This is a genomic window from Coprobacter fastidiosus (genome assembly GCF_982245605.1).
Map to the genome: position 1 here is coordinate 100,320 of NZ_CEVCIF010000003.1, position 23,921 is coordinate 124,240.

Below are 23,921 nucleotides of genomic sequence, written 5' to 3' on the forward strand. Positions count from 1 at the left end.
CAGCAATATTTTGCAAATGTAATTATTTTATAGTTAAATACATATTTCATAATTACAAAAAACGAAATGCGGAAAGCCTCAAAAGAATATTGTTAATTGATAATTAATTAAAAACAGTTTTCCCGTAAATCTGAAGTTTTTTTTCTACTTTTGCGTTTTGAAAAATCATCTGCACATAAATTAATGTATTAAATATCATATAGTAGTGGATACAAAGTATATTTTCGTTACAGGCGGAGTTGTTTCTTCTTTAGGGAAAGGCATTATCTCAGCATCTCTCGCCAAATTGCTTCAAGCCAGAGGCTATAATGTTACCATTCAAAAGTTCGACCCGTATATAAACATTGATCCGGGGACATTAAATCCTTATGAACATGGGGAATGTTACGTTACAGTAGATGGACATGAAGCCGATCTCGATTTAGGCCACTACGAACGGTTTACCAATATTCGTACGACTCGTGCGAACAATATCACTACGGGACGTATTTACCAAAATGTCATTAATAAAGAAAGACGCGGTGATTATTTAGGTAAAACGGTACAAATCATACCGCATATTACCGATGAGATAAAGAGAAACGTAAAATTACTGGGAACTAAGAACGAATTCGATTTCGTTATCACCGAAATCGGCGGTACTGTCGGAGATATAGAATCTCTTCCTTTTCTTGAAAGTGTCCGCCAACTAAAATGGGAACTCGGTAAAAGCTGTCTTTGCATCCATTTGACTTACGTTCCTTTTATTGCTGCGGCAAAAGAGGTAAAGACAAAACCGACTCAACATTCTGTAAAGCAGTTACAGGAAGTAGGGATACAACCGGATATTCTGGTTTTACGAACAGAACACGAACTAAGCAATGAGATTCGCCGTAAAGTAGCATTATTCTGTAATGTAGCACCGGAAGCTGTTATACAGTCTATCGACGTACCTTCTATTTATGAAGTTCCATTAAAAATGCAACAACAAAAACTGGATGAAATAGTACTGACCAAGACCGGCATGCCTGTCGGATCGACCCCCGAGCTGAAACCGTGGAAAGAATTTCTTGCCCGCGTGAAGAATGCTAAAGAAAGTGTTCGCATCGGATTGGTCGGGAAATATGTTGAATTGCAAGACGCATACAAATCGATCGATGAAGCTCTATTTCAAGCAGCAACATACAACGACCGTAAATTGGATCTGCAACTTATTCATTCAGAAAAATTAAACGAGTCCAACGTTGAAGAATTGCTCGGTTCTATGGACGGGCTTCTCATCGCTCCGGGATTCGGACAAAGAGGTATCGAAGGTAAATTCACCGCTATAAAATATGCCCGCGAACATGATGTACCCACATTCGGTATCTGTTTAGGCATGCAATGTATGGTAATCGAATTTGCAAGAAACGTATTGGGCTATGCCGATGCCAACTCGACAGAGATGGAAGTAAGTACCAAACATAACGTAATCGATTTGATGGAAAGCCAAAAAAGCGTTTCTAACATGGGCGGGACCATGCGTTTAGGCGAATATGATTGCGTACTTGATCCGGATTCGAAAACTGCCAAAGCCTATCAATCGACTCATATTAAAGAACGTCATCGTCACCGTTTCGAGTTTAATAGTGATTATCGTGCTGAATTTGAAGCGGCAGGGATGAAATGTGTTGGGGAAAACCCGGAAACACACCTTGTAGAGGTTGTAGAAATACCTTCTCTTTCATGGTTTATAGGAGTACAATACCATCCTGAATATAACAGTACGGTATTACGTCCTAATCCTCTCTTCATAGATTTTATTAAAGCTGTCATTAAAAACAAGAAATAATCCGGAAACCGGAAAAGAATAAAAACGATCATACATATATATGGATAAAAATACGATTATTGGTTTTGTTCTTATCGCTGCCGTTCTTTTCGGCTATTCGTGGTTTACAAAACCTACACCCGAACAATTGCAAGAACTTCAACGCAGAAACGACTCCATTGCTCAGGTTGAACAGAAAAAACTGGAAGAGATACAACAAAGCCAAATGGTAGCCGGTAATGCAGATTCGACTATCACCGTTCTAAACGAGGATTCTCTTCGTCAAGTACAAATGAAAGAAGCGTTCGGAATCTTTTCGGACTTTACGACAGGAGAAAATGAAAAAATAAATCTGAAAAACGATCTTGTATCTCTCTCATTCTCAAGTAAAGGAGGAGCTTTAACCGAAGCTACTTTAAACAAATACAAGACTCATGACTCGCTGCCTCTTACTCTTTTCGACGAAAAGGATAACGAATACGGATTTATTTTCAAGACCGGAGGGCGTATTGTAAACACGACCGATCTTTTCTTTAAACCTATTGCAGGAAAAGACGAAAAATCTGTAACGATGCGGCTCGATTTCGGTAATGGCAAATTCTTTGATCTTGTCTATACTTTACCGGAAGACAGTTATATGGTCAAAATGGATATCCGCCAAAAAGGAATGGAAACTATTCTTCCCGGTAATACGGCAAGTCTGGATTTATTCTGGAATCAGAACCTGCGCAGCCAGGAAAAAGGGCGCATGTTCGAAGAAAGAAATAGTGCATTATATTATAAATTCGTAGGTTCGGACGTCGACCATTTGAGTGAATCTAAAGATGAACAGGAGACCATTTCGTTAGGACTTAAATGGATCGGATATAAGAATCAGTTTTTCTCATCAGCTCTGATACCTGACGGAAAATTCAATGGTGCTCTCATTCGTTCAGGAATGAATAATGATCCGGCATATTTGAAAAACTTCCATACAGAAACGACAGTGGATTATAATCCGGCGGATAATAACGGACCGGGATTTCGTTTTTATTTAGGACCTAACCTTTATCCTCTATTACACAGCTATGACAAAGGCGTCGATGATGACAAAGCCCTCGATCTGGATAAACTTGTACCGCTGGGATTTAAATTTTTCCGATGGATCAACACATGGATAATCATACCCATATTTACTTTCTTAGGAAAATACATTGCAAATTACGGAATCATCATTCTATTGATGACAATCATCATCAAAATATTCTTAGCTCCGCTTACATTTAAATCCTACATGTCCAGCGCCCGTATGCGGGTATTGCGTCCTCAGATCGAAGAAATAAACGCCAAATATCCGGGACAAGACAAAGCTATAGATCGTCAAAGAGCGACAATGGACTTGTACAGCAAAGCAGGAATCAATCCGATGAGCGGATGTTTGCCTATGTTATTGCAGATGCCGATTTTATTAGCAATGTTTGCATTCTTCCCTTCATCTATCGAATTAAGACAACAATCATTCCTTTGGGCTCAAGATTTATCATCTTATGATGCCATATTCAGTTGGGATGCCTATATACCCTTGATTACTCCGTATTTCGGAAATCATATCAGTTTGTTCTGTCTGTTAATGACTATTACGAATATTTTATATACAAAGATCAATATGGACAATACCGGCGGAAGCCAGCAAATGCCGGGTATGAAAGTCATGATGTATCTCATGCCCTTAATGTTCTTGTTCATTTTCAATAACTACGCTTCAGGGTTGAGTTACTATTATTTTGTTTCTACATTGATCACAATTATCCAGACCTACATATTCCGTAAATGTATCAATGAAGAAAAAGTTCTTGCACAACTTAAAGAAAATCAGAAAAAACCTCGCAAGAAATCAGGATTTATGGCTCGTCTGGAAGAGGCTCAACGACAACAACAAGCAGCTTTGAGACAACAACAAAAAAATAAACGGAGATAAAATCCGTCTATATAGAAAAGAAACGGTCGGAAAGAGATTATTCTCGACCGTTTCTTTTTCATTTATTTTAATCCTATAAGAAATACCTCTTCCGAAAGGCATCTCCAATAAATTGAACATCCTTATTTTTTCTAACGAATAAAAAGCAACTCCCGATATTTCGGCAAAGTCCACATTTGGTCATCCACGATCAGTTCAAGTTTATCGATATGATAACGGATTTCATCAAACTTGGGTGCTACCGTATCATGGTATGCTATCGCCTTTTCTCTTTCATCGGCAATTTTATTAGCCTTTTTACGTGCTTCGATCATCTCTTCGACTTTCTCTTTTATCGCTAATTCCCGATGTCCGATTTCCTCGATAATATCCAAATCCTTACCACACAATAAAACGGCTTTATCTTCAGAAAAAAGACTTCTTATTTTGTAAACATTATCGATAAGTTCAGATTGATATTTCGTCGAAATAGGAATAATATGATTCATGGCGAGATCTCCCAACACACGCGCCTCGATCTGTATCTTTTTAGTATAAGTTTCCCATTTCACTTCATTACGGGCTTCCAATTCTTTACGGGTCATTACTCCGGTAGATTCGAACATTTTAACGGATTCCTCCTTCAGATAATTATCGAAAATAACCGGAACGCTGGTCTCACAATCCAGACCTCTTTTCAGAGCCTCAGCTTTCCATTCCTCACTATAACCGTTACCGTCAAAATGAATTGGTTTACTCTCTTTTATATATTTACGCACGACATCTAAAATAGCAGAGACTTTCGGTTCACCTTTCGCTATCAAGGCATCTACTTCAGATTTGAACTCTATCAATTGCTCTGCAACAGCCGTATTCAAAGCAATCATAGCTGAAGCACAGTTCGCCTCAGAGCCTACAGCACGGAACTCAAAACGATTTCCTGTAAAAGCAAAAGGCGAAGTCCGATTACGGTCGGTATTATCAATCAACAATTCCGGAATTTGAGGAATGTCCAACTTCATCCCGTGTTTCCCGCTCAACGCAATCAATTCATCATTAGAACTCTCTTCAAGATGATCGAGTACTTGAGTCAATTGCGTCCCCAAAAAACTCGAAATAATAGCAGGAGGAGCTTCATTCGCGCCCAAACGATGGGCATTGGTAGCAGAAGAGATACTGGCTTTTAACAATCCGTTATGACGATAAACCGCCATCAAAACATTTACAATAAACGTCACAAAACGCAAATTATCCTCTGCCGTTTTTCCGGGAGCCATCAATAAAACCCCGGTATCAGTTCCTAAAGACCAGTTATTATGCTTGCCCGATCCGTTTACACCCTTAAAAGGTTTCTCATGAAGCAAAACTCGAAATCCGTGCCGACGAGAAATTTTCCGCATCAAAGCCATAATCAATAAATTATGGTCATTTGCAAGATTACACTCTTCAAATATAGGAGCTAATTCAAATTGATTGGGAGCGACCTCGTTATGTCGAGTTTTCACCGGAATACCCAACTTCAGACTCTCTATCTCGAGATCTTTCATAAAAGCTGCTACACGTGTAGGAATAGCCCCGAAATAATGATCTTCCAACTGTTGGTTTTTCGAACTTTCATGCCCCATAAGCGTACGTCCTGTAAGCAATAAATCTGGACGAGCGGCATACAAGCCTTCATCAACCAAAAAATATTCCTGTTCCCAACCCAAATATGCAAAGACCTTTTTTACATTATGGTCGAAGTAATGACATACATCTACGGCCGCTTTATTGACACTATCCAAGGCTTTCAACAAAGGAGCTTTATAGTCCAACGATTCTCCGGTATAAGCTATAAAAATAGTAGGAATACAAAGTGTATCATCTACAATAAAAGCAGGCGATGAAGGATCCCAAGCCGAATATCCGCGAGCCTCAAACGTATTACGAATACCTCCATTCGGGAAACTCGAAGCATCCGGTTCTTGCTGAATCAATAATTTTCCGGAAAATTCTTCTACAACAACGCCCTTACCGTCATGCTCCACAAAAGCATCATGCTTCTCCGCAGTACCTTCGGTTAAAGGATGAAACCAATGAGTATAATGAGTAGCCCCCATCTCGATAGCCCATTTTTTCATTCCTTCTGCCACAGAATCGGCAATTTCACGATCAAGGGGAGTACCATTGTCGATTGCATCGACCAATTTCCGATATGTCTTTTCCGGAAGATATTTAAACATCTTCGCCCGGTTAAACACATATTTACCGAAATATTCCGAAGGTCTCTCATCCGGAACTGCGACATCCACCGCTTTTTTAGTAAAAGCGGTTTCTACAACTCTAAATCTCAATGTTGACATAATACCTATTGTTTGATTGTTTTTACAAATTAATAAATCAACGCAACCATTTTTTTAGCCGGAACATAGCCTCCATGCAGTCATCCCGATCACCGAATGCCGTTAAACGGGCATATCCTTCTCCGGATGGGCCGAAACCTACTCCCGGAGTACAGACAACGTTCGCTTCATACAACATTCTCTCAAAAAATTTCCATGAAGAAAGACCGTCCGGTGCTTTTACCCATAAATACGGAGCATTCTCCCCGCCATATACTTCCAAACCCGTTTCGGAAAGTCCGGTTTTCATAATACGAGCATTCGTCATATAATACTGAATAATCTCTTTTACCTGCATCTGTCCTTCGGCAGAATAGACAGCTTCAGCTGCCCGTTGGGTAATATAGGACGTTCCATTAAATTTTGTACATTGTCTTCGATTCCATAATCGATTCAAAGGAATCCGTTCTCCAGTAAGAGTAGCGGCACTTACCTCTTTCGGTACGACCGTATACCCGCAACGGACACCTGTAAATCCTGCTGTCTTAGAAAAACTACGGAATTCGATAGCACATTTTTTCGCACCTTTAATTTCATATATAGAATGCGGAACATCCGAATCCTGTATATAAGCCTCATAAGCAGCATCAAAAAGAATCAACGTATCATTAGACAAAGCATAATTCACCCATTTTTTCAATTCTTGTTTCGAAAGTGCCGTACCGGTAGGGTTATTCGGATAACAGAGATAAAGAATATCGATACGATTCTCCGGTATTTCCGGAATAAAACCGTTCTCGCTCCGACAAGGGATATAAGTCACATTACTCCATTTTCCATTTTCTAACGTTCCGGCCCTCCCACACATCACATTAGAATCTATATATACCGGATATATAGGATCAGTTACTCCGATACTATTATCATGCCGCAAAATATCTCCAATGTTTCCAGTATCGCTTTTTGCTCCGTCATTAATAAATATCTCCCCTGGTTCAAAATGGATTCCTTTAGGAACAAAGTCATTTTTTATGACTGCATCAATCAGGAAACTGTATCCCTGTTCAGGACCATATCCTCTGAATGTATCCCTAACCGCCATTTCATCTACTGCTTTATGCATAGCTTCGATTACAGCTTTCGGCAAAGGTCGTGTAACGTCCCCTATCCCCAAAGAGATCACCTTATCTTTCGGGTGGGTTACCTTAAAAGTATTTATTTTCTTAGCTATATCCGAAAATAAATAACTATCCGGAAGTTTCAGAAAATGTTCATTTACGAGCGCCATATTCTTTCTGCATTAAAAAAATTAATCTATTTCTACTTCTCCGTCAAAAACTTTTACGGCATCTCCGGTCATTAAAACATGATCGGTCTCTTCATCCCAACATATCGTCAACACTCCGCCATCCATATTTACGGAAGAAATTCGTTCTGTACGTCCTGTCATAAAACCTGCCACTGCCGTTGCACAAGCACCCGTTCCACAAGCCTGAGTAATTCCCGACCCCCTCTCCCAGACCCTCATTCTAATAGAATTTTTATTTTTCACTTGAGCAAACTCCACATTGATCCGATCGGGAAACAAAGGATTATTTTCCAACATAGACCCCACTTTTTCTAATTCGATTCGATCGACATCATCAACAAAAATCACCAAATGAGGATTCCCCATAGATATTGCCGTCGCTTTAAAGGATTTTTTCCCTACCATTATCGGCATATCAATCATGCAACCAGCATATCCCTCAGACATAATATAAATTGACTCCGGAATACCCATATCTACCGTGACATAAGTTACCTTTCCGTCAACAACCTGCAATTTAAGTAATTTTATGCCCGATAAAGTATCAAGCAAAAGCTCCGTTTTATCTGTCAAATGATTGTCATACAAGTATTTTCCCACACACCGAGATGCGTTCCCGCACATTTTAGCCTCCGAACCATCTGCATTAAAAATGCGCATACTAAAATCTGCCTTATCCGAATTGCCGATCAACACCAACCCGTCACTGCCTATACCTGTGTGGTATTTGCTCCATTTTATTGCCAATTTTTCAGGATTTCTAATCGGAAAAACCGATGTATTCACATATATATAATCATTCCCTGCACCTTGCATTTTAGTAAATCCAACTCGATACATAATATATCATTTTGACAATATAAATAAATAATACAATCTTTTTTGCTTTATTTATTCGCAAATATATATCGTTTTGAAAAATAACTGCTAAGAATGTGAACTTTTTTCTATTTTAAAAACGAAATATTATAAATCGGATATTCATTTACCATATTTATTACGAAATATTACTTATATGCACACAAAATGGAATAATTATAAGATATTATTTCTTGATCACAAAAAAATTGAAAAGGATTATGAATAAAATTATTCAAGAAAACAGATAATTGCATGAATAGATTTCGCAGGAAATAGAAATAACAAAATTAATAAATTCTATTCTTTTCTTTTTTATGATTTCGACATTATTAATCTAAAAAAAATTTGATCTTACAGATTAAAATATCACACAATCCACAAATAACAAATTATGAAAAAGAGGAGAATTCAAAAACGAAATAGTAAGATAACTTATTTCTTCTATTCAGAATTATAAATTAACTTTTTAAAATACATATTTCATTTTAAGTATCTTTTTGCTCATTATTTTATATATAAAAGATCAAAATGTCATTTTATATAATTATCTTTGTGCCGAAATAAATTAACCCAATCATTTATGTGTGGAATTGTAGGATATATTGGAGCTCAAAACGCATACCCAATTCTTATCAAAGCTTTGAAAAGGCTGGAGTACAGAGGTTATGACAGTGCAGGTGTAGCACTCATCAGCGATAATCAACAATTAAATGTTTATAAGACAAAAGGGAAAGTTTCAGACTTGGAAGCTTTTGCCGCTCAAAAAGATATTAGTGGAACTATAGGAATAGCGCACACACGCTGGGCTACCCACGGAGAGCCATGTCAAGCGAATGCACATCCTCATTATTCGGAATCTGAAAATCTGGCTATAATACATAACGGTATCATTGAGAATTATGCAATCCTTAAAGAGAAATTACAGGAAAAAGGATATACATTCAAAAGCAGCACCGATACAGAAGTTCTGGTACAATTAATTGAATATATCAAAGTATCCCATAACCTCGACTTACTGACTTCGGTACAGCTTGCTTTACATGAAGTCATCGGAGCATATGCCATCGCCATCTTAAATCGAAATAATCCCGACGAAATCATCGTAGCGAGAAAAAGCAGTCCGTTGGTGATAGGAATAGGCAAAGATGAATATTTTATCGCATCAGATGCTACTCCCATTGTAGAATACACCGATAAAGTAGTATATTTAGAAGACGGAGAGATCGCTGTAATACACCGCGGACAAGAATTGAAGATCGTAACTCAAGATAATATTGCCGTAAACCCGACAATCAATACTATAGAATTAAACCTCGGACAACTCGAAAAAGGAGGTTATCCCCACTTTATGCTTAAAGAGATATTCGAACAGCCCGACTGTATTCACGATTGCATGCGAGGACGCATTAACATAGAAGGGACTGATATTGCACTATCCGCCATTATCGATCATAAAGAAAAACTGCTTCATGCAAAAAGATTTATTATCGTAGCATGCGGTACATCTTGGCATGCCGCTCTTATCGGGAAATATCTCATCGAAAAATTTTGCCGTTTCCCGGTAGAAGTCGAATACGCTTCCGAATTCCGGTATCGAAATCCCGTCATCAATCCTGGTGACGTCGTTATTGCTATTTCTCAATCGGGAGAAACAGCAGATACATTAGCTGCAGTCGAAGAAGCTAAAAACAAAGGAGCATTTATATACGGAATATGCAATGCTGTCGGATCTTCTATCCCGAGAGCTACGCATACCGGATCGTACATACACGTAGGACCGGAAATCGGTGTTGCTTCTACAAAAGCATTTACCGGTCAAGTTACAGTTCTCACAATGTTGGCTCTTACTTTGGCACGAGAAAAGAACAGTATCGGTAATGAAGAATTTCGACAAGTAGTACATGAGCTGAGCACAATACCCGAAAAGATGAAAAAGGTTCTCGAAAAAAACGACAGCATAGCCAATCTTTCACAAATATTTACCTATGCACATAATTTTATCTACTTAGGCAGAGGATTTAATTATCCGGTCGCTTTAGAAGGAGCTCTCAAATTAAAAGAAATATCATACATCCACGCAGAGGGTTATCCGGCAGCAGAAATGAAACACGGACCAATTGCCCTGATAGATACCGAAATGCCGGTTGTAGTCGTAGCGACGCACAATAACCAATATGAAAAAATAATCAGCAATATACAAGAAATAAAAGCTCGAAAAGGGAAAGTAATAGCCCTTGTGACAGAAGGTGATACAACTATTAAAAATATTGCCGATTTTTGTATCGAATTACCGAAAACAATACCGTGCCTCGATCCGTTAATCACGACAATTCCTCTTCAATTACTGGCATACCATATTGCCATTTGCAAAGGGAAAGATGTAGATCAGCCGAGGAATCTCGCAAAATCGGTAACCGTAGAATAAAAATGATTCTAAAAAGAGATGGAAGAATTAAAACATGAATGCGGAGTAGCAATGATACGTTTGCTAAAACCGCTCGAATATTACGAAAAAAAATACGGGACATGGATGTACGGACTCAATAAGCTTTATTTGCTTATGGAGAAACAACACAACCGAGGACAAGAAGGCGCTGGATTGGCCTGCGTAAAACTCCAAGCCAATCCGGGAGAAGAATACATGTTCAGGGAAAGAGCTTTGGGAACAAGCGCCATTACCGAAATATTCGAGGCCGTACATTCTAATTACGCATCTCTGACAGAGACACAGTTGCACAACGCTGAATATGCCGAACAGGTATTGCCCTTTGCCGGAGAAATCTATATGGGACATCTCCGTTACAGTACGACAGGAAAATCGGGGATTTCATATATACATCCTTTTTTAAGACGCAATAACTGGAGAGCAAAAAATCTGAGTTTGTGCGGTAATTTCAATCTGACCAATGTCGATGAGATATTCGAAAAAATTACGGCTAAAGGACAGCATCCCCGGAAATATGCCGACACATATATCATGTTGGAAGAGGTAGGACACAGACTCGACCGAGAGGTCGAAAGATTATATGCAAAATGTGAAAACGAAGGCCTGGAAGGAATGGATATTACGTATGCCATAGAAGATCAAATCGATCTGGCAAACGTTCTGAAAAAAACTACCCCCGGATGGGATGGCGGATATGTGATCTGCGGCATTACGGGAAGCGGAGAATGTTTTTCGATTCGTGATCCGTGGGGCATTCGTCCGGCATTTTGGTATGCCGATGACGAAGTCGTAGTACTGGCATCGGAACGTCCGGTCATACAAACAGCCTTTAACCTGTCAAGCGATTCTATAAAAGAATTGCTTCCGGGACAGGCTTTATTCGTAAATAAAAAAGGGAATATCCGTACGGAACAAATCAACTCTCCTAAAAAGAACAATGCCTGTAGCTTTGAAAGGATATATTTTTCTCGCGGCAGCGACAAAGATATTTACCAGGAACGTAAGCAATTAGGAAAAAATCTGGTAAAACCGTTACTCGATGCAATAAAAAACGACGTAGATCACACGGTCTTTTCTTTCATCCCCAATACTGCGGAAGTTGCATTCTACGGCATGCTGGAAGGCTTCGAAGTGTACCTGAACCAACTAAAAAAGAGATATCTTACAACGTTAAAAAACGGAGTGTCGGAACAGGAACTCGAACACATATTATCGATGCGCATCCGATTCGAAAAAGCTGTTATTAAGGATATAAAACTCCGCACATTTATCGCCGAGGGAAATACCCGAAACGATCTCGCCGCACATGTATATGATATCACATACGGCAGTGTAGAGCCTTATTCAGACAATCTGGTCGTCATAGATGACAGTATCGTCAGAGGAACTACTCTCAAACAAAGTATTATAGGCATATTAGATCGGCTGCATCCTAAAAAAATCATTATCGTATCATCTTCTCCACAAGTAAGATATCCTGATTACTACGGTATAGATATGTCTCGAATGAAAGAGTTTATCGCTTTTAGAGCAGCAATAGCTTTATTGAAAGAACGAAATATGAAACAGTTAATAGCCGACGTATATCAAAAATGTATTGCCCAGCGTAATTTACCCAAAACCGAAATGGTCAATCACGTGAAAGAAATATACGCGCCTTTTACCGCTAATGAAATTTCAGGAAAGATAGCGGAACTGCTTACTCCTTCAGACACAAAAGCTGAAGTGCAAATTGTTTATCAAACATTAGAAGGTCTGCACTCATCTTGTCCCGGCCATCCCGGAGATTGGTATTTCTCTGGGAATTACCCTACACCGGGAGGAATGAAACTGGTAAACGAGGCTTTTATTAACTATGTAGAACAGGAATTTTAATATAGAATTTATAAAGTTCAAAATGCAAAAACAAAAAAATGTTTCACTAATACTGGACGACGGAAGCAAATTTTCCGGAATCTCTTTCGGATACGAAAGGCCGATTGCCGGAGAAGTCGTATTCAATACAGCAATGTCCGGATATCCTGAGAGTCTTACCGACCCGTCTTATTCGGGACAGATCATGGTATTGACCTATCCGCTCATCGGGAATTATGGCGTTCCCGCACAGAGTTTCTCCGGAAATATCTCTACTTTTCTCGAATCTGAAAAGATACATGCTGACGGCATTATCGTATCAGACTACTCTGAAAATTACAGTCATTGGAATGCCGTAGAAAGTTTAGGTGAGTGGCTGAAACAAGAAAAGATTGCCGGAATCACCGGAGTCGATACCCGGGAACTCACCAAATTGCTGCGAGAGAAAGGGAGTATGAAAGGTAAAATCGTTTTTACCGATGAAAATGAGATCGATTTTATCGACCCGAATAAAATCAACCAAGTTGCACGGGTAAGCACCCGGGAAATCATTACTTACGGGAACGGGAAGAAACGAGTCGTGTTGGTCGATTGCGGTGTAAAACACAATATAATACGGTGTCTTCTGAAACGTGATGTCACAATCATCAGAGTGCCCTGGGATTATGACTTCAACACGATCGAATACGACGGGCTGTTTATTTCGAACGGGCCGGGCGATCCCGACACTTGCGAAATAACGGTAGGACACATACGGGAAGCCTTGAAAAAAGAGCGCCCGATCTTCGGAATATGCATGGGAAACCAACTCCTTGCCAAAGCCGGAGGAGCAAGTACGTATAAATTGAAATACGGACACAGAAGCCATAACCAGCCGGTACGTTTGGTCGGGACAGAAAAATGTTACATTACATCGCAGAATCACGGATTTGCAGTCGACAACAATACGTTAAGCGATGAATGGGAACCGCTGTTCATCAACATGAACGACGGGACGAACGAAGGTATCCGACACAAAAGCAAGCCGTTCTTTTCGGTGCAGTTCCACCCCGAAGCTGCCAGCGGCCCTACCGACACAGAATTTTTATTCGACCGATTTATAGAAATGATATAATTGTCCGACAAATATATGAGCACAATTAAGAAAGTTTTGTTATTAGGTTCCGGAGCTCTGAAAATCGGAGAAGCCGGAGAATTCGACTACTCAGGTTCTCAAGCCTTGAAAGCGCTTCGGGAAGAAGGTATCGAGACCGTACTGATCAATCCGAACATTGCTACGGTACAGACATCGGAAGGCGTAGCCAATCACATCTACTACCTCCCCGTAACACCGTTTTTTGTAGAAAAAGTTATCGAAAAAGAGCATCCGGACGGGATTTTGCTCTCTTTCGGAGGGCAGACTGCACTGAATTGCGGTGTGGAACTTTACAAAAAAGGAATACTCGAAAAATATAATGTACAAGTATTGGGGACTCCCGTACAGGCCATCATGGATACCGAAGATCGGGAACTCTTTGTCAAAAAGTTAGATGAGATTCATGTAAAAACCATCCAGAGTGAAGCCGTAGAAAATATCGAGAGCGCCCGCATTGCGGCAAAACGACTCGGATATCCGGTAATCATCCGGGCGGCTTATGCTTTAGGCGGACTTGGCAGCGGCTTTTGCGATAATGAAGAGGAGCTGAACAAGCTGGCAGAGAAAGCATTCTCGTTTTCACCGCAAGTGCTGGTCGAGAAATCTCTGAAAGGATGGAAAGAGGTCGAATATGAAGTTGTCCGCGACAGATTTGACAATTGCATTACCGTATGTAATATGGAGAATTTCGACCCACTGGGAATCCATACGGGCGAAAGCATTGTCATAGCTCCTTCACAGACTCTGACCAACAGCGAATATCACAAACTGCGGGAACTGGCTATTCGCATTATACGACATATCGGGATTGTCGGCGAGTGTAATGTACAATATGCATTAGACCCCAATTCGGAAGATTACCGGGTCATTGAAGTAAATGCCCGTTTAAGCCGCTCTTCGGCCCTCGCTTCGAAAGCGACCGGATATCCTTTGGCATTCGTTGCGGCAAAGTTAGGATTAGGGTACGGCCTTTTCGACCTGAAAAACTCGGTAACACAAACAACGTCGGCCTTTTTCGAACCGGCTCTCGACTATATCGTATGTAAAATTCCTCGGTGGGATTTGGGTAAATTCCACGGGGTAGATCGTGAACTGGGCAGCAGCATGAAATCTGTGGGAGAAGTCATGGCTATCGGACGTACATTCGAAGAAGCCATACAAAAGGGACTCCGCATGATCGGACAAGGCATGCACGGGTTTGTCGAAAATAAAGAGCTGGTAATACCCGATATAGATAAAGCGTTGAGAGAACCTACCGATAAACGGATTTTTGTTATCAGCAAGGCTTTGCGAAAAGGTTATTCGATAGACCAGATCCATGAACTGACCAAGATAGATAAATGGTTTCTGGAAAAACTAAACCGTATCATACTTACGGCTAACGAACTCGAAACCTTCTCGACATTGGAAACTGTACCGACAGAAATACTAAAAACGGCTAAGAAACAGGGATTTTCAGATTTCCAGATCGCCCGGGCGGTTTTTAAAGATCAGGGAGACATCGACCAGCATCTGCTCGAAGTACGAAATCTTCGGAAAGAGAAAGGCATTGTCCCGGTAGTAAAGCAAATCGATACGTTAGCAGCCGAATATCCGGCACACACCAATTACTTGTACCTGACCTATAACGGAACGGCAAATGATGTGCATTATCTCGGCGACCGGCGTTCGGTCGTGGTCTTGGGCTCGGGTGCATACCGCATCGGAAGCTCGGTAGAATTTGACTGGTGCGGGGTAAACGCCTTGAATACGATTCGCAAAGAAGGGTGGCGCAGCGTAATGATCAACTACAATCCGGAAACGGTATCGACCGATTACGATATGTGCGACCGTCTGTATTTTGACGAACTTACTTTCGAACGGGTAATGGATATTCTTGAATTGGAAAATCCGCATGGCGTCATAGTCTCGACCGGAGGACAGATTCCCAACAATCTGGCCTTGAAACTCGATGCTCAAGGCGTCAATATCTTAGGTACATCGGCAAAGAGCATCGATAATGCCGAAGACCGGAACAAATTCTCGGCCATGTGCGACCGATTAGGAATAGACCAGCCCAGATGGAGGGAACTCACATCGATGGAAGATATTCACCAATTTGTCGACGAGGTAGGATTTCCGGTACTGGTACGCCCCTCCTATGTGTTGTCCGGTGCAGCGATGAACGTATGTTCCAATGACGACGAACTGGGACGGTTCTTAAAATTGGCAGCCAATGTATCTCAGAAACACCCGGTAGTGGTAAGCCAATTTATCGAACATGCCAAGGAGGTAGAAATGGATGCCGTGGCCGATAAAGGAGAAATTATTGCGTATGCCATCAGCGAACATATCGAGTTTGCCGGCGTACACTCCGGAGATGCGACAATACAATTCCCGCCCCAAAAGCTGTACATGGAGACCATCCGACAGGTAAAACGCATATCTAAATCGATCGCAAAAGAGTTACAAATATCCGGACCGTTCAACATACAGTTTCTTGCCAAAGGGAATGCGATCAAAGTGATCGAATGCAACTTGCGGGCTTCCCGAAGTTTTCCGTTCATCAGCAAGGTTCTGAAAATCAACTTTATCGATTTGGCGACTCAAATCATGTTGGGGAAAAAGGTCGAGAAACCGCACAAGACATTGTTCGACATCGACTATGTCGGAATCAAAGCTTCTCAATTCTCCTTTTCCCGACTACAAAAGGCCGACCCGGTACTGGGCGTAGATATGGTAAGTACGGGAGAAGTCGGGTGTCTCGGTAGCGACACAAACGATGCTATTCTAAAATCGATGCTCTCGGTCGGATATAAAATCCCGAAACAAAATATTCTTCTCTCTACCGGAACTGCTAAACAAAAGGTAGACATGCTCGCTGCAGCTGAACTTTTGTACAAAAAAGGGTATAAACTCTTTGCTACCGGAGGAACGCATCTCATGTTGGCAGAGAACAATATTCCTTCTATTCGGGTAGCATGGCCCGGAGAAGAGGGGTATCCTCAAGCGCTCGAACTATTGCATGAAAGAGAGATCGACATGGTGGTGAACATTCCCAAGAACTTGACCGCCGGAGAATTGGACAACGGATATAAAATAAGAAGAGCGGCAATAGATTTAAATATACCGTTGATTACCAACTCCCGCCTCGCTTCTGCATTTATTACGGCATTCTGCACAACTCCGATAGAAGATCTCGAAATAAAGGCTTGGGAAGAATATAAATAAATATTTCCTAATCGATTCAGCAAGGATATTCTCAAATCGGGAATATCCTTGTTTTTTTATTTATCGCTTTATCCCGACATTAAGCACTAAGATGTTAAATAATAAGAAATATATATCATTTAATAATCAACATTTTATATTTTTATTGACATAAAAATATAAAATTCACAATCAAACAAACCAGAAAAATACAAGAACATTGTTTATATCCATCAATCTACCAATACATTAAATACAAATTCAATATACACACTAATACACTATGCACATGAAAAATCTAAAAAACCGATTTTTAGTCTTGCTCGCTCTTTTATTTACGGGAAGTTCTCTCGCATCAGCGACAAAACATCCAGACAGAATTTTTGTAAAAGGAGTTTGTACGGAAATAACATTTTACTCTCCGACTACTGTCAGAATATTAAAATATCCACAAAACAGAACTCCTCTAAAAGAATCTTTGGTCGTCTTGCAAAAACCTCAAAAAGTACAATTAACCAGAAATAAATCTGAGAACAATTATTCAATAAAAAGCAATGAAATAAATGTATCGGTCAACACCAATACCGGAGAGATCATTTTTAAGGACTCTAAAGGGAACATACTCCTAAAGGACAAAAGCACACAGTTTTCTCCCCGTAAAGATATGGACAAAGATTCTTACCAAGTAAAACAAACGTTTAATCTCGATACAAATGAACCGATATATGGATTGGGACAGATACAAAACGGGAAACTAAATCAACGGAATCAAAAAGAGTTATTGCGACAACGAAACACAGTGATCTGTATCCCGTTCTTCCAATCTATTAAAGGATATGGCGTTTATTTGGATAACTATTCCCCTACCCACTTTATCGATTCCCCTAAAGAAACAGTTTTTGATTCTGATTTAGGAAATTGTAGCGATTACTATTTCATGTATGGGAAGAGTACGGACGGTGTCGTGAAAGCGATGCGCCAGTTAACCGGGAAAGTTCCTATGTTACCCAAAAGCGGATTCGGATTTTGGCAAAGCAGGGAACGATATGTTTCTCAAAAACAGATCGTAGAAATACTAAAGAAATATCGAGACATGCAAGTTCCGATCGACGGCATTATTCAGGATTGGAGATATTGGAGCAACGATAATAAACATTGGAATGCTATAGCGTTCGATAACCCGGAGTTTTCTAATCCACAAGAGATGATTTCTCAGATACACAACATGAATGCCCGATTAATTATATCGATTTGGCCTTCTTTCGGTCCGACAACTGATATCTACAAAGAATTAAAATCCAGAAATATGCTATTCGATTTCGAGACATTTCCCACGAACAACGGAGTTCGGGTATATGATGCGTTCAATCCCGAAGCCCGTGATATTTATTGGAAATATTTCAATAAAAATATGTTCTCTATCGGAATGGATGGCTGGTGGCTCGATGCAACAGAACCGGAATACCAAGACAAAAATGAAACTCATCTCGACTCAGCCTGCTATTTAGGGTCATACCGAAATTATTATAATGCTTTCCCTTTAGTCTCTGTTGAAGGTGTATATAAAAATCAACGTAAAACAAGCAATGACAAGCGAGTTTTCATTCTAACTCGTTCAGCTTTCGCCGGACAACAAAGAACCGGAGCAATTTCCTGGTCAGGAGATATAGATGGGAATTGGGACGCTTTAAAAGCTCAGATTCCGGCAGGATTGAATTTCTCCATGACCGGTATTCCTTATTGGAATTGCGACATCGGCGGTTTCACCGTCCATCAATATCCGGGTGGCAACAAAAATCAAGCCTATCAAGAGCTATATACTCGATGGACACAATTTGCAGCATTCTTAGGAATGATGCGTTCTCACGGGACTTCAACTCAACGGGAGATTTTCCTTTTCGGGGAGAGGGGCTCTTGGGCATTCGATGCACAAGAAAAATTCATTCACTTACGCTACAAAATGCTACCTTATATTTACTCGACAGCATGGGAAATAACTCAAAACGATGCCTCTCTTATGCGGCCTTTATTTGCCGATTTCGCAGAAGATAAGCACACCCACGATCTTAATACTGAATTTTTATTCGGAAAATCGATTCTTGTTGCACCTGTTTTAGAACCGCAATATACCTTTGGAAAAGATATTGATGCTAAAGTCGATTTCAAACAAATCAGATCGATAAAAGTTTACCTTCCCTCCGGCTGTGAATGGTATGATTTCTGGACAAATGAGAAAATATCCGGAGGAAAATCTATAAATAAGGAGACTCCTATCGACATTATGCCTATTTATATCAAAGCAGGATCGATTGTACCATTCGGACCTAAAGTGCAATATGCAAAAGAAAAAAAGGACACTCCCATCGAAATCCGCATTTATCCCGGTAAAAATGCAACTTTCACATTATACGAAGATGAAGGAGATAATTACAATTACGAAAAAGGGAATTATTCAACTATTGATTTCAAATGGGACGATTCCACTTCTACGCTATCTATCGGAAAGAGAAACGGCAACTTCAACGGGATGCTCAAAGAAAGGAGATTCAAGGTCGTACTCGCATCTACCGAGTCCGGTATCGGAATGGAAGAAAACGATTCACGCTCAAAAATTGTAAATTATACCGGAAAAGTTGTTTCCGTCAAACTTTAATTTCAAGATAATACAATATAATACAAGAAGAACTCAGGCATATTGTCTGAGTTCTTCTTGTATTATATAAAAAAATCAATTTTTATCTGCGGGATATACGACACCTAACTGCCGACGTACTTCATCGATGATCTCAAGAGTTATCAATGAATTCAGATGAGAATTAACAGAAGACTCTCTATCTCCGGATTGCACCAAATCGATAAACTCCTTTACTTCATAATAATATTCATTTTGCCGGTCGGCAACAGAAATATCTTGAGAGATTCCATTCTGGTACTTCAAAAGAATCCGATCCGGAGATTGTATCTTATCAATAACAATAGTCCCCTCTTCACCCTGTATTTCCGACGGAAGCAGAGAATCTGCAACTTTAGAATACAATATCGTAGCACACTTATCCTCATATTCAAAATTTACAGCACCTTGCCCGTCCACACCGGTTGAAAGCAATGTCCCGGTCGCTGAAATCCCGAGCGGTCGTCCCCATAAAACAACCAGAGGATAAATGGTATAGATTCCCAAATCCATCACTGCACCATTGGAAAGTTCCGGTTTAAAGGCATTCATGACCTCACCCGCTTTCAACTTATCATAGCGTGAAGAATACTGACAATAGGATGCAAAATAACGTCGTACCGTCCCTATTTCAGGTAAATGCTGCAAAACGGCTTTGAATCCCGGCATCAATGTCGATTTCATGGCCTCCATAAATACAACGTCATACTTCTTTGCAGTCTCAATCATCCGACTAAGCTCACGGACATTAGAAGCGGAAGGTTTCTCACATAATACATGCTTGCCATGTTCCATAAAAAGGACGGCTTGTTCGGAATGCAACGCCGTAGGAGATGCAATATAAACGGCATCGATCAAAGGTGACGAAGCCATCTTCTCCAATGAAACAAACGTGTGCGGAATATTGTGCTTTTCAGCAAAAGCATCTGCTGTATCTTGTGAACGGGAATAAATGGCTGTCACCTCGAAACGAGTATCCTTTGCAGCACCTTCCAACAACCAGTCCGATATAAAATTCGTCCCGATAACCCCGAATCGTAATTTAAAAACAGCACAACCCATCAACAACTATTTTACATTAACTTGTTCAAAAATAAGAATATTTAAAATAGACAACTATATTTTCAACATTTTTTTCTCCCGTTCCAAATCTTTCTCGTTAAGTTGAGGAGAAGGGACGGTACAGGTTTTAATGTAATCTCCCTCTTGACATGTATAATTATAATAATGTAATTGTTCTTCCGTCAATTTATCCTTAGGAACAAGCTCTCCTTTCAACTCCAGAAAATCATCCATACAAGTACTATCCGAATATTTTATAAAAAGTATCCGTCTCGCTATCGGATTACGGTTATAATCCAAACAGAGATACAGTCCTTTTAACATACGAGGATATTCATACATCGGCAGTTGCAAATAAATCGTGAACAAAGCCACTTGCGGAGTTTCCCGTTCATTGAACATGATATACGAATTCTGATGGTTACTGAATATACCTACCCCCCAATGTGTCGTATTATACGCGCTCATGTGAGCAACCTTTACATAATCGTTATTCTCCGAAGGGGTAATAAGATAGGGTTCTATTTTTAACGAATCTGAAGATGATGAAAGACTATAACTAATATATATACCGCTATAATTATACACATCTTGGGCAGAACGCAACATCTCTTCCGTTAACATATTCATAAACGGATTATCTTTTTGTCCGCTATTTATTGTAGGCTCTAATTCGAACAAGGCTTCTTTCAATTCTGTCAAATTTCCCAACAAACGCTTTTTCGAAACATTATTGACTTGCGAAAGGGCATAATCTAAAGCGTCCTCTTCTGGCATATCCTTTTTAACACAACTCACAAAAGTCGGAAGAACACTTGAGTAAAGAGAAGACAAAACACTGGCCGCCATATTGACATGATCTGCTATCTCTTTCATTTTCACACCCTTATTACGTAAATATTCAATACGTTTATATATATCCAATAGATCATTCATATAAATACAAACAATAGGCAGTTTAACAAAATACTTTGCAAGTAAACACCCATTATATTATATAGACATTGCATTAATATTACATTAATGTTACTTTATAAAACACTGTATGTATGAACTTTATTAATAATAAATATTCATTTTTAGTATTATAAACCACCCATATATTTGCCATCGAAATCGAAAAATCAACAGATGCAATATGGTTACCGATAATAAAACAACAATCATCTCTAAAAAGAAATTATCTGACTTCTTATTTATACTTTGGGCCGGAGGTACTGCTCTTCTTTCTTATTCATTAGTGTATGCCTTGCGTAAACCTTTTACGGCCGCAACTTTTGACGGACTCGATTTTTTCGGGATGGATTATAAAACGGCTACCAGCATTGTTCAAATATCAGGATATCTCATCTCAAAATTAATCGGTATCAAGCTAATATCCGAATTAAAAAAAGAAAACCGACTGAAATTTATTATTTCATCCGTGGCTGTAGCCGAATTATCACTGATATTATTCGGTGCATTACCTCGCCCTTTCAATGTATTCGCCTTGTTTTTCAACGGTCTCTCATTAGGATGCATGTGGGGAGTCATTTTTAGTTTTCTCGAAGGACGCAGAGTCACAGACTTATTGGCCAGCCTTATGGGGCTGAGTATTGCCGTCAGTTCAGGAACAGCAAAATCAATCGGACTATTCGTTATGAATAATTTGGGAATCGGAGAATTCTGGATGCCAGCCTTAATCGGAGCTTTTGCATTTCCGTTATTATCCTTTTTAGGATGGCTAATGACACGTATGCCGCAGCCGACAAAAGAGGACATCGAACAGCGGACAGAGAGAGTAACCTTAGACGGAAAAGCTCGTATCAATATATTCAAAAACTTCATGCCCGTATTGGTCATGTTATTTTTTGCCAATTTATTCATCACAGTTTTACAGGATATAAAAGAAGATTTCCTTGTAAAAATTCTGGATATAAAAGCCGCAGGACTTTCATCGTGGGCTTTTGCCAAAGTAGATGCAAGCGTAACAGTAATAATCCTTTTAATGTTTGGCCTGATGTCATTAATAAAAAGTAATGTAAAAGTGCTTTGTTTTTTGTTAGGACTTGTTTCTTGCGGAACTGCAGCACTCAGTTTTATCGCATTCAACTACAATTCACTCCAAATTTCCCCTATCATATGGCTGTTTCTTCAAAGTCTCTCGCTCTATACAGTTTATCTCAGCTTTCAAACCATATTTTTCGACCGCTTTATCGCTTGCTTCAAGATAAAAGGGAATGTCGGATTCTTCATCATTACATTAGACTTTATCGGCTATACAGGAACAGTACTCGTCTTAATATTTAAAGAATTTTTAAATCCGGATATCAACTGGCTCGAATTTTATAACTTTATGTCTGGTTATGTCGGCATTATTTGTTGCATTGCTTTCTGCGGTTCTGCTATTTATATAATACAACGGTACAAAAAAGAAAGATTACCGGAAAACAAAAAATCGATATCTGCAGATTCTACAAAAAACGATAATGAGAATGTTCTGATCATAAGATCACAAACAATTTAATGAATAAAGAAATAATAAATTACATAATAACAGTTTTATGAAAAAAATTGAATGTATCATTATGGACTGGGCCGGAACAGCAGTCGATTATGGTTGTTTTGCTCCTGTTGCGGCATTTCTAAAAGCTTTTAAGGAAATTGGAATTACGATAAGCATGGAACAAGCCCGCCGACCGATGGGAATGGCTAAAATCGATCACATCCGGGAACTTTTCAAAATGGACGGTATCGGAGACGCTTTTGAAAAAGTTTATGACCGCCAATGGACAGAAGATGATGTTATTGCCATGAATAAAAAATTTGAAGGTTATCTTTTCGCTTCATTGGCTGATTATACAGATCCGATTCCCGGTGTTATAGAAACTCTGCAAAATCTCAGATCTCAAGGCCTAAAAATCGGCTCTACAACCGGTTATACTCAAGCTATGATGGATGTAGTATTACCAAATGCGGCTGCAAAAGGGTATAAAACAGACAATTGCGTAACTCCCGACAGATTGCCTGCCGGACGCCCTTATCCATATATGATATATCAAAATATGATCGATCTCGATATCCCGTCTGTCGATTATATTCTGAAATACGGTGATACTATCGCCGATATTAAGGAAGGTCGGAATGCTAAAGTGTGGACTGTCGGTGTAATACTCGGCAGTAACGAAATGGGACTGACAGAAAAAGAAGTTGCCGACATGCCGGATCAGGAACTGGAAACACGCAAAGCCGAAGTAAGAAAACGTATGCTCGATGCCGGAGCACACTTCGTGGTTGATACGATCAAAGAACTTCCGTCCGTAATCGACACTATAAATAAAAAACTAAATAACAACAATTCTAAATAAT

14 protein-coding genes are annotated in these 23,921 nt (G+C 39.7%); 9 read left to right on the forward strand and 5 right to left on the reverse strand.

Going from position 1 to position 23,921, the window contains the following annotated elements; genetic code table 11:
- The first annotated feature begins 199 nt into the window (after nt 1–199).
- Nucleotides 200–1,810 carry a CTP synthase gene (locus AC0UMU_RS01615; protein ID WP_031258088.1) on the forward strand — a complete coding sequence of 537 codons (1,611 nt, stop codon included), beginning with the start codon at nt 200–202 and terminating at the stop codon, nt 1,808–1,810.
- Between the two features lie 40 nt (nt 1,811–1,850).
- Complete coding sequence (gene yidC, locus AC0UMU_RS01620; protein WP_288640303.1) at nt 1,851–3,746, forward strand: membrane protein insertase YidC; 1,896 nt, start codon at nt 1,851–1,853, stop codon at nt 3,744–3,746.
- 131 nt (nt 3,747–3,877) lie between these two features.
- Here the strand turns inward: yidC and AC0UMU_RS01625 are convergent, their stop codons facing one another.
- Genes AC0UMU_RS01625 through dapF form a run of 3 tightly spaced genes read right to left on the reverse strand, consistent with a single transcriptional unit; the run spans nt 3,878 to nt 8,195 of the window.
- Entirely contained in the window at nt 3,878–6,067 is a 2,190-nt protein-coding gene (locus AC0UMU_RS01625; RefSeq protein WP_288640305.1) for a glutamine synthetase III family protein, read from the reverse strand.
- A 37-nt stretch (nt 6,068–6,104) separates the two neighbouring features.
- A complete protein-coding gene (locus AC0UMU_RS01630; protein ID WP_009317400.1) occupies nt 6,105–7,334 on the reverse strand; it encodes an LL-diaminopimelate aminotransferase in 1,230 nt (409 codons plus the stop codon).
- Nucleotides 7,335–7,355: 21 nt separating this feature from the next.
- Entirely contained in the window at nt 7,356–8,195 is an 840-nt protein-coding gene (gene dapF / locus AC0UMU_RS01635; RefSeq protein ID WP_288640308.1) for a diaminopimelate epimerase, read from the reverse strand.
- 601 nt (nt 8,196–8,796) lie between these two features.
- On the opposite strand from dapF, the gene glmS reads away from it, so the two are divergent.
- The 5 genes from glmS to AC0UMU_RS01660 all read left to right on the forward strand — a co-directional run bounded on the left by glmS (nt 8,797) and on the right by AC0UMU_RS01660 (nt 19,493).
- On the forward strand, nt 8,797–10,641 hold the full coding sequence (glmS, locus tag AC0UMU_RS01640) for a glutamine--fructose-6-phosphate transaminase (isomerizing) (protein ID WP_288640310.1): 1,845 nt from the start codon (nt 8,797–8,799) through the stop codon (nt 10,639–10,641).
- An 18-nt stretch (nt 10,642–10,659) separates the two neighbouring features.
- Nucleotides 10,660–12,537 carry an amidophosphoribosyltransferase gene (locus AC0UMU_RS01645; RefSeq protein ID WP_278714635.1) on the forward strand — a complete coding sequence of 626 codons (1,878 nt, stop codon included), beginning with the start codon at nt 10,660–10,662 and terminating at the stop codon, nt 12,535–12,537.
- Between the two features lie 22 nt (nt 12,538–12,559).
- The gene (gene carA, locus AC0UMU_RS01650) at nt 12,560–13,630 is read left to right on the forward strand and encodes a glutamine-hydrolyzing carbamoyl-phosphate synthase small subunit (protein WP_278714634.1); all 1,071 of its coding nucleotides are present in this window, start codon (nt 12,560–12,562) and stop codon (nt 13,628–13,630) included.
- 15 nt (nt 13,631–13,645) lie between these two features.
- Nucleotides 13,646–16,861, forward strand: a complete 3,216-nt coding sequence (gene carB, locus AC0UMU_RS01655) for a carbamoyl-phosphate synthase (glutamine-hydrolyzing) large subunit (protein ID WP_278714633.1) — start codon at nt 13,646–13,648, stop codon at nt 16,859–16,861.
- 268 nt (nt 16,862–17,129) lie between these two features.
- Entirely contained in the window at nt 17,130–19,493 is a 2,364-nt protein-coding gene (locus tag AC0UMU_RS01660; protein ID WP_278714632.1) for a glycoside hydrolase family 31 protein, read from the forward strand.
- A gap of 75 nt (nt 19,494–19,568) precedes the next feature.
- Here AC0UMU_RS01660 and AC0UMU_RS01665 read toward each other — a convergent pair whose 3' ends face one another.
- The gene (locus tag AC0UMU_RS01665; protein WP_288640315.1) at nt 19,569–20,573 is read right to left on the reverse strand and encodes a Gfo/Idh/MocA family protein; all 1,005 of its coding nucleotides are present in this window, start codon (nt 20,571–20,573) and stop codon (nt 19,569–19,571) included.
- Nucleotides 20,574–20,627: 54 nt separating this feature from the next.
- The gene (locus AC0UMU_RS01670; RefSeq protein WP_278714630.1) at nt 20,628–21,509 is read right to left on the reverse strand and encodes a hypothetical protein; all 882 of its coding nucleotides are present in this window, start codon (nt 21,507–21,509) and stop codon (nt 20,628–20,630) included.
- A gap of 202 nt (nt 21,510–21,711) precedes the next feature.
- Between AC0UMU_RS01670 and AC0UMU_RS01675 the strand changes: the two genes are divergently transcribed.
- On the forward strand, nt 21,712–23,079 hold the full coding sequence (locus tag AC0UMU_RS01675) for a DUF5690 family protein (protein WP_022389748.1): 1,368 nt from the start codon (nt 21,712–21,714) through the stop codon (nt 23,077–23,079).
- A 37-nt stretch (nt 23,080–23,116) separates the two neighbouring features.
- Nucleotides 23,117–23,920 (forward strand): phosphonoacetaldehyde hydrolase, encoded by an 804-nt coding sequence (gene phnX, locus AC0UMU_RS01680; protein ID WP_009317414.1) that lies wholly within the window; start codon nt 23,117–23,119, stop codon nt 23,918–23,920.
- Nucleotide 23,921: the final 1 nt, after the last annotated feature.

What these genes read in the sequence shown, in the direction of transcription:
- AC0UMU_RS01625 (WP_288640305.1), bottom strand. Translation starts at nt 6,067, where the DNA reads ATGTCAACATTGAGATTTAGAGTTGTAGAAACCGCTTTTACTAAAAAA.
- AC0UMU_RS01630 (WP_009317400.1), bottom strand. Translation starts at nt 7,334, where the DNA reads ATGGCGCTCGTAAATGAACATTTTCTGAAACTTCCGGATAGTTATTTA.
- yidC (WP_288640303.1), top strand. Translation starts at nt 1,851, where the DNA reads ATGGATAAAAATACGATTATTGGTTTTGTTCTTATCGCTGCCGTTCTT.
- AC0UMU_RS01645 (WP_278714635.1), top strand. Translation starts at nt 10,660, where the DNA reads ATGGAAGAATTAAAACATGAATGCGGAGTAGCAATGATACGTTTGCTA.
- glmS (WP_288640310.1), top strand. Translation starts at nt 8,797, where the DNA reads ATGTGTGGAATTGTAGGATATATTGGAGCTCAAAACGCATACCCAATT.
- AC0UMU_RS01665 (WP_288640315.1), bottom strand. Translation starts at nt 20,573, where the DNA reads ATGGGTTGTGCTGTTTTTAAATTACGATTCGGGGTTATCGGGACGAAT.
- AC0UMU_RS01675 (WP_022389748.1), top strand. Translation starts at nt 21,712, where the DNA reads ATGGTTACCGATAATAAAACAACAATCATCTCTAAAAAGAAATTATCT.
- dapF (WP_288640308.1), bottom strand. Translation starts at nt 8,195, where the DNA reads ATGTATCGAGTTGGATTTACTAAAATGCAAGGTGCAGGGAATGATTAT.
- phnX (WP_009317414.1), top strand. Translation starts at nt 23,117, where the DNA reads ATGAAAAAAATTGAATGTATCATTATGGACTGGGCCGGAACAGCAGTC.
- carA (WP_278714634.1), top strand. Translation starts at nt 12,560, where the DNA reads ATGCAAAAACAAAAAAATGTTTCACTAATACTGGACGACGGAAGCAAA.
- carB (WP_278714633.1), top strand. Translation starts at nt 13,646, where the DNA reads ATGAGCACAATTAAGAAAGTTTTGTTATTAGGTTCCGGAGCTCTGAAA.
- AC0UMU_RS01660 (WP_278714632.1), top strand. Translation starts at nt 17,130, where the DNA reads ATGAAAAATCTAAAAAACCGATTTTTAGTCTTGCTCGCTCTTTTATTT.
- AC0UMU_RS01670 (WP_278714630.1), bottom strand. Translation starts at nt 21,509, where the DNA reads ATGAATGATCTATTGGATATATATAAACGTATTGAATATTTACGTAAT.